Raw genomic sequence first — 12,603 nt, forward strand, 5'->3', positions numbered from 1 at the left:
GGGCCTAGTAGACGCCGCACATGCCGTCGATCGAGACCTCCTCGACCAGCAGCTCCGACTCGACCGCGGCGTCTTGCGCATCGCCTTGGGCGGTGGACCCGGTGCCCGTGGCGAGAGCTCCTTCGGCGGCGCTCTGGTCAGCTGGACTCATGACGTCTCACGTCCTTCACGGGAGGTGGCAACAGCACGGACAGGGTGGGTAGCCCCATGGTCGGGTTCTCCTTGAGCCGCGATGCTCGAAGCACTTGAGTCGCAGTCGAACGAGGAGGACGGAATGCGGATCCTGGCAGCCGACGGAGTGAGCGGTACGGCCCTGGCGAACGGCCGGATGGACCTGCGCAAGGCGGGCCGGGACGAACTCCGGTGCAGCCCTGTCGGCACCGCCATGTGGATCGCGCTGCGGCACAACGACGGTTTCCTCGACCTCGCCGCGGCTTCGCTCGCCGAAGCCTGGCAGACCGACGAGGGAAAGGTCCGCACCGCGATGACGATCTGGGCGGAGCGGATGATGGACACCGGGCTGCTGAAGGCCGCGCGGTGAGTGTCGCCGTACCGCCTCGCCACGCTGTACCCCCGTTCTCCCCGGTGTCCGACCGGCTCGCACCCGTACGAGCCTTCGCCTAAGGTTTCCGTGCGCCGGGCGCCCGGAAAACCCTTATGGCCCCCTAAGTCGATATGCAGCCCAGCGCTTTTCCGGCTACCGCGGAAATGGCGCGGCGCAGAGAAATACGCGCGACCCCCTAGGGATTCCCCGTCCACGGGCCGCGGACGTGTAGGGGGCCCCTGACGTGGGCCTGCGTCCGTCGGTTAGGGGATAGCGCAAACGGATTCCCCCCGGCTCCGACGGTAGAACTGCTGAGGGCGATGCATCAAGCATCGTCATCAATGAGGTAGGGAGGGCCCCAATGGGCCGGGTGGAAAACAAGGTCGTGGTGATAACCGGCGCGGCTCGGGGGCAGGGCCGCAGCCACGCGGTCAGGCTGGCCGAAGAAGGCGCCGACATCATCGCGATCGACCTCTGCGAGGACATCGACGTCGCCACGTACGCGCTGGCCACGCCGGAGGAGCTCGACGAGACCGTCAAGCTCGTCGAGAAGACCGGCCGCCGCGCCGTCGCCAAGCGCGTCGACGTCCGTGACGCCGTCGCGCTGCGCAAGGCCATCGACGAGGGCGTCGCCGAACTCGGCGGCCGTCTGGACGCGGTGATCCCCAACGCCGGCATCCTGCCCCTGGGCCAGGGCCCGGTGGACGGCTACACCACGACCCTCGACATCAACCTCGTCGGCGTGTTCAACACCGTGCACGCGGCCCTGCCGCACATCGGCGAGGGCGGCTCCGTCATCCTCGTCGGCTCGGTCATGGCCTTCACGCCGTACGGGCCCGAGGATGCCATCGCCGGCCCCGGCATGGGCGCGTACAAGTTCGCCAAGCACACCATCGTCGACTACGTGACCTCCCTGGCCGCGCAGCTCGGCCCCTCCGGACGCCGCGTCAACGCCGTGCACCCGACCAACGTCGACACGCCGCTGCTCCTCAACGACACGGTGTACCGGACCTTCCGCCCCGACCTGGAGAACCCGACGCAGGAGGACGCCCTCCCGGTGTTCGCCTCCATCCAGTCGATGCCGGTTCCCTACGTCAGCGCCGACGACGTCTCCAACGCCGTGGTCTACCTCGTGTCCGACGAGTCCCGCTACGTCACCGGAACCAACATCCGGATCGACGGCGGCGCTCTGGTCAAGCAGGGCCGGTGACTTTCGTTGTCCCTCCTGGCCCAGGCCTCTGACGAGGCGGCGCGGTACCGCGCCTACGGGCCGCGCCACATCGACGACATCGCGGCCCGATACGGGCTCGACGACGCATCTCGCGAGACGGTGCGGCTCATCTCGATGGTCCTGCCCTTCAGGGTGAACGAATACGTCCTGGAGCAGCTCATTGACTGGCAGCGGCTTCCCGACGATCCGATGTACCAGCTGGTCTTCCCGCAGAAGGGAATGCTGAACACCGAGGACGAGAAGCGCCTCGCCGTGCTCGCGGACCAGACCGACGCCGCTGCCAAGCGGGAGCTGCGGGAGACGGTGCGCGACATCCGCGCCCGCCTCAACCCGCATCCCTCGGGGCAGATGAGCCTCAACAAGCCCAGCCAGAACGGGGTGGAGCTGCCCGGGCTGCAGCACAAGTACCGCGAGACGGTGCTGTACTTCCCCGGGCAGGGACAGACCTGCCACGCCTACTGCACGTACTGCTTCCGATGGGCGCAGTTCGTGGGCGACGCCGACCTCAAGTTCTCGGCGCCCGACCCGAGCGGGCTGATCACCTACCTCGGCGAGCACCCGGAGATCAACGACGTCCTGATCACGGGCGGCGACCCGATGATCATGACCACGGACCGGCTGCGCACCCACATCGAGCCGCTGCTCGCCGTGGACACGCTGCAGACCATCCGGATCGGCACCAAGTCGGTCGCCTACTGGCCGCAGCGCTTCACCACCGACCAGGACGCGGACGACGTCCTGCGCCTGTTCGAGCAGGTGATCGCCTCCGGGAAGAACCTCGCGGTGATGGCGCACTTCAGCCACCCCCGCGAGCTCTCCACCGACATCGCCCGCAGGGCGATCTCCCGGATCAAGTCCACCGGTGCGCTGGTCTACTGCCAGGCTCCGCTCATCGCCCACGTCAACGACGACGCGACGGCATGGCGCGACCTGTGGAAGACCGAACTGGCGCTCGGCGCGGTCCCCTACTACATGTTCGTCGAGCGGGACACCGGCCCGCACGAGTACTTCAAGGTCCCCCTGGCCAAGGCGGCGGAGATCTTCCAGGAGGCCTACCGGCAGCTGCCGGGACTGGCCCGCACGGTGCGCGGCCCCGTGATGTCGGCAACCCCCGGCAAGGTCGCCGTGGACGGCATCCAGGACACCGCCGAGGGGCGCTACTTCCAGCTGCGCATGCTCCAGGCCCGCAACCCCGCACTGGTCGGCCGGCCCTTCCGGGCGCTCTACTCGGACACCGCCGCCTGGGTGGACGAACTCGAACTGGACCCCGCCACCGATCTGGACATCGCCGAAGCCTTCCTCGGCTCGGCCGCCGCCCGTCTGCACAGCGCCGGCCCCGCCGAGAACACCCACAGCTGAAAGGAGCCGAACGATGACCGCCCGCAGAGTGTCGCCCAACCTCCTGCTCAACCAGGCAGTGGCCAGGCGCCAGGCGCAGGGTGAATCGCTCGTCCACCTCGGGTTCGGTGAGGCGCGCCTCCCCGTGTTCGCCCCGCTGGCGGAACGCCTCACCGCAGGATCGGCCCACAACGCCTACGGACCCGTGGACGGCGGCTCCGAGGTCAGGGAGGCCGTCGCCGGGTACTTCACCCGGCGACGGCTCCCCACCACCTCCGACCAGGTGGTCGTCGCCCCCGGCAGCAAACCCCTGCTGATGGCCGTCCAGCTGGTCGTACCCGGTGACGTGATGATCCCGCGCCCGGCCTGGAACACGTACGCCCCCCAGGCGGCCCTGGCCGGCAAGCGCGCGTTCGGCGTCCCGATCCCCGACGACTGCGGGGGCATCCCCGATCCCGCGAAGCTGCGGCAGGAGATCCGGGCCGCCCGGGTCCTCGGCCACGACCCGCGGATCCTGGTGCTGACCCTGCCCGACAACCCGACCGGCACCCTGGCCGGACCGGAGCGGATCCGTGAACTCTGCGCCATCGCAGAGGAAGAGGACCTGCTGATCGTCTCGGACGAGATCTACCGGGACATCGTCCACGACCCGGCCACCCCGTTCCTGAGCCCCGCCGAGGTCGCCCCCCACCGCACGGTGGTGAGCACCGGACTGAGCAAGACGCTCGCCCTCGGCGGGTGGCGCATCGGCGCGATGCGCTTCCCGGAAGGGGAATGGGGCCGCCAGATCCACGACGGCGTGGTCTCGGCCGCCAGCGAGGTGTGGTCCACGCTGGCCGCACCGATGCAGGAAGTCGCGACGTACGTCTTCAACGAGCCGCCGGAGATCACGGCCAGGCTCGCCGCCAGCGCCCGGCTGCACGGTGTGGTCGCCCGCGCGGTGCACGGGATCATGACCGGCGTGGGCGCCGACTGCCGCCCGCCCACGGGCGCCTTCTACGTCTACCCGGACTTCGAGCCGCTGCGCGGGGCCCTCGCCATGAAGGGCATCACGGACTCGCTCTCGCTCTTCGAGCACCTCTTCGACGAGCACGGCATCGTGGTCCTGGCCGGCCACCAACTGGGCGACGACGAGGGGGCGCTGCGCTTCAAGGCGGCGACGAGCCTGCTCTACGGAGCGACCCGGGCCGAGCAGCAGGCGGCACTCGACGCCGCGGACCCGCTGCGGCTGCCGCACATCAGCGCTGTCCTCACCCGGATCGAGGAAAGCTTCGTGAAACTGACCTCGTAGGAGGCCGAACAACCATGGACAACGACGCCCGCCGCGGTACCGCGGTGGTCTTCCCCGGCATGGCGCCGTCCCCCTACACGGACGTCGCGCGCTTCATGCTGGTCAACCCGTTCGCCAGGAAGCTCCTGGGGGTGGCGGAGGAGGTCCTCGGCTACGACCTGCTGGAGCGCTTCCGCGCGGACCCGGACGACTATTCGGAGTACGCCCAGGTCGCGTTCCTCGTGAACAGCGTCGCGCTGGCCCGGATGTCCGAGGACGCCGTGGGCGCCCGGCCCGACGTCTGTGTGGGGGCCAGCTTCGGCGGGAAGGCAGCGGCCGTCCACTCGGGCGCGCTCGGCTTCGCCGACGCCGTGCGCATGACGGCGCAGATGACGCGCTACGAGACGCGGTACTTCGCCGAGCACCACACCGACATCGTCACGCAGTCCTTCGCGCGCACGCCGCGCGAGCAGCTCGACGTCATCATGGCGGAGCTCACGGAACTCGGCGAGTGGCACGACATCTCCTGCCACATCGACGACGACTTCTGGATGCTGTCCCTGCGCGACGGGATGGTCGACTGGATCAAGGAACGGCTGCGCGCCCTGGGCGGGATGCCGATCTACACGATGAAGCCGCCGATGCACTCCAGCGCCTTCGGCGGGCTGAAGGACCTCATCGAGGAGAACGTCTTCCCCGAACTCACCTTCCGCGACCCCGACCTGCCGGTCCTCGCCGACCAGGACGGCCGGTCACTGGAGACCGCCGCCGACGTCCGCACCATGCTCCTCGACGGCTACGTACGGCCGGTCGTGTGGCCGGCCGTCGTGGACACGCTCAAGGAGCTGGGCGTGGGCACCGTCCGGGTGGCCGGCCCCGACAGCCTGTTCGGCCGGGTGCCGCGCACCACCCGCAACTTCGAGGTGCTCCGGCTCACGCCCGACACGGCCATGAGGCCGGTCACCGCACGGCGCCGGCCCCGGTCCGTGCCGGCCTAGGCCCAGGGGCGTGGTCGAAGCAGCGCACCGGGCGTAAGACCGCCCTTCGCCCCGCATGGGCCGCGGCGAAGGGCGGTCACGCCTCGTCCCGCACGATCAGGCGGAGACCAGGGCGGCGATGCCGTTCCACAGCACGCCCGGGGTGGCGAAATTCTCCATCCGCATCATGTCGTCGACGAAGCGAATCGTGTAGGCGTCCTCCAAGTCGGCCATGAGGGAAACCGTACCCATGGAATCGAGACCCAGGTCGCGCAAATCATCGCCTTCCTGGAGGGCCTGACCCGACGGCAGGTACGGAAGGTTCCTGCGGAGAATCTCCTCGAACTGCGCATCCCACATGAAGTACTCCGATTCGTCGCGGTATCCGCGGTCCAGCGGTTGATGGACCGCACCTCCATGAGTAAGGCGGCGACCGGAATGGACGCAACCCTTCCCACCCCCTATTCCGAGAAACCGGAGGAACAATGGAAGACACCGTGGGGCAGCCGCTGTACGAGCGATTTCTCACCGGGCTGCAGATATCGCCCCGCCGGGCAGCGGTCCGGGCCGGAGGCAGGACCGTCAGCTACGAGGAGGCCCACGCGACGGCACTCGGCTGGGCCGGCGACCTGCTCGCCGGAGCCGACCGCCCTCCCCGGGCCGTCGGCGTACTGACCGGCAAGGGTGCCGACTCCTACCTCGCGCTCCTCGCCGGGCTCTACTCCGGCGCCACCCTGGTACCCCTGCACGCCGACTTCCCCGCCGCCCGCACCCGCCGGATGCTGGAGGACTCCGGGGTCTCCGCCGTCATCGCCGACGCCCGGGGCCTGGCCGCACTGGGCGAGACCGGGCTCGACCTCCCCGTCCTCGTCGCCGGCGAGGAGGACGGGGGACCCACCGCCCTGCGCCGCATCGCCCGGGGCGGCCGCCCGCTGGACGCGCCGCGGCCCGTCACCCCCGGCGACCCGGCGTACGTGCTGTTCACCTCGGGCTCGACCGGGCGCCCCAAGGGCGTGCCCATCACCCACGCGAGCGCGCAGCACTACTTCCAGCTGATGGACAAGCGCTACGACTTCACCGAGGAGGACGTCTTCTCGCAGACGTTCGACCTCAACTTCGACTGCGCCATGTTCGACCTGTTCTGCGCCTGGGGAGCCGGCGCCACCGTCGACTCCATACCGGTCCAGGGCTTCCGGAACCTGCCGGAGTACATCGCCCGCAGCGGCATGACCGTGTGGTTCTCCACACCGAGCGCGATCACCCTGCTGCGCCGCCTCGGCGGGCTGAACCCCGGCTCCATGCCCGGGCTGCGCTGGAGCCTGTTCGCCGGCGAGGCGCTGCGCCAGGACGACGCCGCCGACTGGCAGGCCGCCGCGGCCAACTCCACGCTGGAGAACATCTACGGCCCCACCGAGCTCACCATCACCATCACCGGGCACCGCTGGGAGCCGACGACCTCACCGGACCTGTGCGTCAACGGCCTCGTACCCATCGGCTCCGTCCACGAGGGCCACGACCACCTGCTGCTCGACCCGCAGGGCCGTCCCACCGAGACCGAGGGCGAACTGCTCATCACGGGGCCCCAGCTCACCGCCGGGTACATCAACCCGAGCGACGACGAAGGCCGGTTCCTGGAGCACGGAGGGGCCCGCTACTACCGGACGGGCGACCGGGTCCGCAGGCTCCCCGACGGCGAGCTGATCTACCTCGGCCGCCTCGACTCGCAGGTGCAGGTGCAGGGGTGGCGCGTCGAACTCGCGGAGGTCGAGCACGCCGCCCGGGCCTGCGAGGGCGTCCGGGACGCGGTCGCCGTCACCCGGACCACCGACGCCGGAGGAGAGCTCGTCGTCTTCTACACCGGCGAGCAGACACCGGCCGCGGCCCTCGCCCGCGAGCTGCGGGCCGTACTCCCCTCGGGCATGCTGCCCCGCTACTTCCGGCACCTGGAGGAGTTCCCGCTGAACTCCAACCGCAAGACGGACCGCAAGGAACTGGCCGTTCAGGCGGCGGCGCTGCCGTAGCGGCCCGCAGGACACGACAGGGCCCGGGGCCCGCCCGTACACGGTGAGTACGGGCGGGCCCCGGGCCTTCGTGCGGGGCCCTGCGGTCAGGAACCGGTCTGGGCGTACCGCGCGGCCAGCGCCTTGCGGTCCGTCTTGCCGTTGGACGTGACCGGCAGCCGGTCCACGGGGATCAGCCGCGCCGGAACCATGTAGTGCTGCAGGGTCTTCTTGCAGAACGAGGCCAGCTCCGCCTCCGAGAGGGCCGGGCCCTCCAGGGCGGGGACGACGAAGGCGTGCAGGGCGAGTTCACCGTCCGCGAGCGGGAGCGCGAGCACGGCGGCAGCGCTCACCTGCGGGAACTCCAGGATCACGCGCTCGACCTCGCCGATCTCCACCCGGTTGCCCCGGATCTGCACCTGCGAGTCGCGCCGGCCGACGAAGTACAGCTCGCCGTCCTCGCCCGCGTACGCGAGGTCGCCGGTCCGCAGCACGATCCTGCCGGACTGCGGATCGAGCGGGTCCGCCACCAGCGCCCGGGCGGTGGCCTCGGGGTCGTCCCAGTAGCCGGTGAACAGCGCCGGGCTGTAGAGGTGGATCTCGCCCACGGTGCCCGGCTCGTCGACCGGCCGCCCCTCCTCGTCGAACACCAGCATGTCCGCACCCCGGTGGGCGCGGCCGATGGACAGCTTCTCGGTGTCCTCGGGGAGGGGGCTCGGGACGTCCGTGAACGAGGCCGCCATCGACTCCGTCGCGCCGTAGCAGTTGACGATGCGCACCTTCGGCAGCAGCTCCTGGAGCCGGCGCAGCTCCGGTAGCGGGAAGTTCTCGCCGCAGAACAGGATGCCGCCGAGCCGCGTGAGGCCGGCCAGCAGCTCGGGCTCGTGGCGCAGCACCGGCCGCCAGATGGACGGGACCCCGTCGACGTGCGTGACCTCGGCCTCCTCCAGCAGGCCGAGGAAGCGCCGCGGGAAGTACAGGACGGCGCGGGGTACGGGCACCACCGCGGCCCCGCTGCCCAGGGCCAGGCCGATGTCCAGCAGGGAGAAGTCGAACTGAAGCGGTGAGGTGGTGGCCACCCGGTCGTCCGCGGTGACGATCTCCTCGGCGATCATGCCCTGGTAGAAGGCGGTGACACCGCGGTGGCTCATCACGACGCCCTTGGGGCGCCCCGTGGTGCCCGAAGTGAAGATCATGTACGCGGTGTCGGTCTCGACGGGCTCGCGGCGGCGCCGCACCCGCGGCTGCGGGGCGCGTTCCAGTGCGATCCCGTGCGCGCCGAAGCGGGCGGTGCCGATCGACGGGTCCAGGCCCTCGCGCTTGCCCTCGGAACCCTGCAGGTGCAGGGCCGGAGAGGTGGCGTCGGTGATCGAGCGCAGGCGCTGATCGGGGGTCTCCGGGCTGACCGGGACGAAGGTGGCGCCCACCTTGGAGCAGGCGAGCAGCAGGGAGATGGCAGCCGCCGACGTGTCGGACTCGAGAATCACTTTGTCGCCGACGCCGAGACCGAATTCCCTGAGGGAATTCGCGTACGCGTCGGCCAGTTCCTCCAGCCGGCGGTAAGTCGTGGTGACCAGGCCCCCGGATCCCGAGAGTTCCACGACGGCGGGGCGGTCGGGCGTGCTCCGCCCGGCCGCCAGCATGAATTCATGAAGCAGCATTAGCACAGCTAAGCAGCGCGGCCGTGCCCGGGAACAGGGAGACGGAACACCCTAGGGGGTACCGGGGGTGAATCGACCGAAGGTCAGAGGTCGGGCGTGGGGTGCATAGGGGTGGGTCGGCATCCCTGCCCGTCGGTACGTTCGAACGTACCGTGCGCCCGCCGTAGTCGTGAATTCTTCGCCGCATTGAACAGGTAATCCGGGGGTTGAGACAGAACGATGGATGTCGACAAAGTCGTCGCCGCGCTGCGCCAGTCGTTGATGGACAACGAACGCCTGCGCAAGCAGAACGACCAGCTGGCCGGCGCGACCACCGAGCCCATCGCCGTCATCGGCATGGCATGCCGCTATCCGGGCGGCGCCGATTCACCGGAAGCGCTCTGGCGCCTCGTCGAAGAAGGACGTGACGCGATCTCGCAGTTCCCGGCCGACCGTGGCTGGGACACGGACTCCCTCTACGATCCGGAGCCCGGGGCACCCGGCAAGAGCATCACCCGGGAGGGCGGATTCCTCTACGAGGCGGGGGACTTCGACGCCGAGCTGTTCGGCATCTCCCCGCGCGAGGCCAAGGAGCTCGACCCGCAGCAGCGGCTGCTGATGCAGACGGCCTGGGAGGCACTGGAGAACGCGCGGATCGATCCCCTGTCCCTCAAGGGCAGCCGCACCGGAGTCTTCGCCGGACTGATGTACCACGACTACGAGGGAGCGGACGGCAGCGGAAGCCTCGTCAGCGGCCGCGTCTCCTTCACCCTGGGGCTGGAGGGCCCCGCCGTGAACGTCGACACCGCCTGCTCCTCCTCGCTGGTCACCGTGCACTCCGCGGCCCAGTCCCTGCGCACGGGCGAGTGCTCGCTGGCGCTCGCCGGCGGAGTGACGGTCATGTCCACGCCGCAGACCTTCACCTACTTCAGTGCCCAGCGCGGCCTGTCCGCCGACGGCCGGTGCAAGGCCTTCGCCGCGGCGGCCGACGGTACGGGCTGGGGCGAGGGCGTCGGCATGCTCGTCCTCGAACGGCTCTCCGACGCGGTGCGCAACGGGCGCCGGATCCTGTCGGTGATCCGCAGCTCGGTGACCAACCAGGACGGGGTCTCCAGCGGCATCACCGTCCCCAACGGGCCGTCCCAGCAGCGGCTGATCCGCCGTGCGCTGGACCAGGCGGGCCTGGGGACCGACGACGTCGACGTCGTGGAGGCCCACGGCACCGGCACCCGGCTCGGCGACCCGATCGAGGCGCAGGCGCTCCTCGCCACCTACGGGCAGGGCCGCACGGCCGAACGCCCCCTGTGGCTCGGGTCGGTCAAATCGAACATCGGCCACACGCAGGCGGCCGCCGGCGTCGCCGGAATCATCAAGATGACGATGGCGATCCGCCACGGCGTGCTGCCCGCCACCCTCCACGTCGACGCGCCCTCACCCCAGGTGGACTGGGAGGCCGGGCACGTACGGCTGCTCACGGAGAACCGGGAGTGGCCCGATACCGGGCGGCCGCGCCGCGCGGGGGTCTCCTCCTTCGGCATCAGCGGGACCAACGCCCACGTCATCGTCGAACAGGCGCCGCACGGCGGCGCGGAGCCGGTGGCGCCCAACAAGGAGGTGGCCTGATGGCACACGCCCTGCAATCCGCGGTCTTCGTCAACCCGGCCGACACCGAGGGCTTCCGGCACGTCCTCGGGCACTTCTGCAGCGGGGTCACCGTCATCACCGCGATCGACCCCGCGACGGGAGCGCCGGTGGGGTTCACCTGCCAGTCGTTCACCTCGCTCTCCCTCGACCCGCCGCTGGTCGCCTTCACCGTCTCGGACCGGTCCGCCACCTGGCCCCACATCGAGCCGTCGGGCGCCTTCTGCGTCAACGTCCTCGCGGCCGACCAGCAGATGCTGTGCCGGTCCTTCGCCCGCAGCGGCACCGACAAGTTCGCCGGCGTCGAGTGGAGCCCGGGACCCGGCACCGGGTCGCCGCGACTGGCCGGATCCCTCGCATGGATCGACTGCCGGATCGAGGCCGTCCATCCGGGCGGTGACCACAGCATCGTGGTCGGACGGGTGCAGGCGCTCGATGCGGCCGGCCCCGGCTCCATCGAACCGCTCCTCTACTACGAGGCCGGATTCCGCTCCCTTTCCGCGCCCACCCCCTAGCACCACACCCCTTACCCCGATACCCCCCTGATGCCTTGCAGCACCCCCCTGTCCTTCGCTCCGAAGGCTCCAGGGCCGCCGGTGCTGCCCCTACCGTCTTGCTTGCCAAGGAGAGGAAACGAAATGCGATTCGGGCTCAGCTACCACCACCAGCTGCCCAGGCCGTGGGCCGCCGACAGCGAAGAGCGGATGTTCAACGAGGCCCTTGAGCAGATCGAGCTGGCCGACCGCATCGGTCTGGACTACGCCTGGGCCACGGAGCACCACTTCCTGGAGGAGTACTCGCACTCCGGCGCGCCCGAGGTCATCCTCGCCGCCGCGTCCCAGCGGACCAAGAACATCCGTCTCGGCCACGGCATCGTCCAGCTTCCCGGCGCGGTCAACCCGCCGGCCCGCGTCGCCGAGCGCGTCTCCACCCTGGACCTCATCTCCGGCGGCCGCGTCGAGTTCGGCACCGGTCAGGGCAGCTCGCAGCTTGAGCTGGGCGCCTTCAACGTCGAGCGCACCACCAAGCGCGAGCACTGGCGCGAGGCCCTCGACATCGTCGTGCGCATGATGACCGAGGAGCCCTTCACCGGTCACAAGGGCGAGTTCTTCGACATCCCGCCGCGCAACGTGGTGCCCAAGCCGAAGCAGAAGGACCACCCGCCGCTGTGGCTGGCCTGCAGCGCCCGCGACACCATCGAGAACGCGGCCCGCCTCGGCCTCGGCGCGCTCTCCTTCTCCTTCTCCTCGCCCGACCAGGCGAAGGAGTACGTCGACACGTACTACTCCATCATCAACTCGGAGGAGTGCCGCCCGGCCGGCCGCACGGTCAACCCGAACTTCGCCGTCGTGGTGCCGTTCATGTGCCACGAGGACCAGGAGACCGCGCTCGACCGCGGCCTGGAAGGCGCGCACTTCTTCGCGTACTCGCTGATGCACTACTTCGTCTTCGGCCAGCACAAGCCGGGCCAGACGGACGTGTGGCAGCAGTTCCAGGCGACCAAGGAGATGCTCGGCTTCACGCGCGAGATCCCGGCGCCGGACGACTCGCCGAAGGCGCCCGGTGCCGAGCAGATGCTGGAGCAGATCACCTCGCTGCGCCGCGGCATCGGCACGCCGGAGCAGATCGTCGACCTGCTGCGCCAGTACGAGGCCGCCGGCGTCGACCAGGTGATCTTCTCGGTCCAGATCGGCAAGAACAAGCACGAGCACATCATGGAGTCGCTCGAGCTGTTCGCCCGTGAGGTGCTCCCGCACTTCACCGAGGGCCGCGACGAGCGCGAGGCCGAGAAGGCCGCCCGCCTTGAGATCCCGATCAAGGAGGCGCTCGGCCGCGTCGAGGTCAAGACGAACGACGCCTCGGACTTCGTGATCGACAACGAGCTCGCGATCATCACGCAGGGCTCCTGACCGGCTCCCGCCGGACAGGCGGGCCGGCCCGGCCCCGGCCGGCCCGCCGAAC

At 70.2% G+C, this 12,603-nt stretch carries 11 protein-coding genes and 1 pseudogene; 9 read left to right on the forward strand and 3 right to left on the reverse strand.

Features of this window, described 5'->3' with window-relative positions; all coding sequences use genetic code 11:
- Positions 1-4: 4 nt before the first annotated feature.
- On the reverse strand, positions 5-151 hold the full coding sequence (gene mftA, locus ACFYXV_RS19320) for a mycofactocin precursor MftA (RefSeq protein WP_385466752.1): 147 nt from the start codon (positions 149-151) through the stop codon (positions 5-7).
- 81 nt (positions 152-232) lie between these two features.
- On the opposite strand from mftA, the gene ACFYXV_RS19325 reads away from it, so the two are divergent.
- The 5 genes from ACFYXV_RS19325 to ACFYXV_RS19345 all read left to right on the forward strand — a co-directional run bounded on the left by ACFYXV_RS19325 (position 233) and on the right by ACFYXV_RS19345 (position 5,381).
- Positions 233-541 (forward strand): PqqD family protein, encoded by a 309-nt coding sequence (locus ACFYXV_RS19325; RefSeq protein ID WP_385466749.1) that lies wholly within the window; start codon positions 233-235, stop codon positions 539-541.
- 364 nt (positions 542-905) lie between these two features.
- On the forward strand, positions 906-1,754 hold the full coding sequence (locus tag ACFYXV_RS19330; protein ID WP_385466746.1) for a mycofactocin-coupled SDR family oxidoreductase: 849 nt from the start codon (positions 906-908) through the stop codon (positions 1,752-1,754).
- Positions 1,755-1,760: 6 nt separating this feature from the next.
- Complete coding sequence (locus ACFYXV_RS19335) at positions 1,761-3,134, forward strand: KamA family radical SAM protein (RefSeq protein ID WP_385466743.1); 1,374 nt, start codon at positions 1,761-1,763, stop codon at positions 3,132-3,134.
- A 13-nt stretch (positions 3,135-3,147) separates the two neighbouring features.
- Complete coding sequence (locus ACFYXV_RS19340) at positions 3,148-4,404, forward strand: pyridoxal phosphate-dependent aminotransferase (RefSeq protein ID WP_385466740.1); 1,257 nt, start codon at positions 3,148-3,150, stop codon at positions 4,402-4,404.
- 14 nt (positions 4,405-4,418) lie between these two features.
- On the forward strand, positions 4,419-5,381 hold the full coding sequence (locus tag ACFYXV_RS19345; RefSeq protein ID WP_389383561.1) for an ACP S-malonyltransferase: 963 nt from the start codon (positions 4,419-4,421) through the stop codon (positions 5,379-5,381).
- Positions 5,382-5,477: 96 nt separating this feature from the next.
- On the opposite strand, the gene ACFYXV_RS19350 is transcribed toward ACFYXV_RS19345, so the two are convergent.
- Positions 5,478-5,720, reverse strand: a complete 243-nt coding sequence (locus ACFYXV_RS19350) for a phosphopantetheine-binding protein (RefSeq protein ID WP_385466734.1) — start codon at positions 5,718-5,720, stop codon at positions 5,478-5,480.
- 125 nt (positions 5,721-5,845) lie between these two features.
- Between ACFYXV_RS19350 and ACFYXV_RS19355 the strand changes: the two genes are divergently transcribed.
- A complete protein-coding gene (locus tag ACFYXV_RS19355) occupies positions 5,846-7,381 on the forward strand; it encodes an AMP-binding protein (RefSeq protein ID WP_389383562.1) in 1,536 nt (511 codons plus the stop codon).
- Positions 7,382-7,467: 86 nt separating this feature from the next.
- Here ACFYXV_RS19355 and ACFYXV_RS19360 read toward each other — a convergent pair whose 3' ends face one another.
- Positions 7,468-9,021, reverse strand: a complete 1,554-nt coding sequence (locus ACFYXV_RS19360) for an AMP-binding protein (protein ID WP_389383563.1) — start codon at positions 9,019-9,021, stop codon at positions 7,468-7,470.
- Between the two features lie 219 nt (positions 9,022-9,240).
- On the opposite strand from ACFYXV_RS19360, the pseudogene ACFYXV_RS19365 reads away from it, so the two are divergent.
- The 3 genes and pseudogenes from ACFYXV_RS19365 to ACFYXV_RS19375 form a co-directional block, all read left to right on the forward strand.
- Positions 9,241-10,599 (forward strand): annotated as a pseudogene (locus ACFYXV_RS19365) (type I polyketide synthase); the annotation flags it as partial.
- A 23-nt stretch (positions 10,600-10,622) separates the two neighbouring features.
- Positions 10,623-11,156 carry a flavin reductase family protein gene (locus ACFYXV_RS19370; protein WP_385466725.1) on the forward strand — a complete coding sequence of 178 codons (534 nt, stop codon included), beginning with the start codon at positions 10,623-10,625 and terminating at the stop codon, positions 11,154-11,156.
- A gap of 123 nt (positions 11,157-11,279) precedes the next feature.
- Complete coding sequence (locus ACFYXV_RS19375) at positions 11,280-12,551, forward strand: LLM class flavin-dependent oxidoreductase (protein WP_385466722.1); 1,272 nt, start codon at positions 11,280-11,282, stop codon at positions 12,549-12,551.
- Positions 12,552-12,603 lie beyond the last annotated feature (52 nt).

Source organism: Streptomyces sp. NPDC002181, assembly GCF_042890485.1.
In the GTDB taxonomy this organism is placed as follows: domain Bacteria; phylum Actinomycetota; class Actinomycetes; order Streptomycetales; family Streptomycetaceae; genus Streptomyces.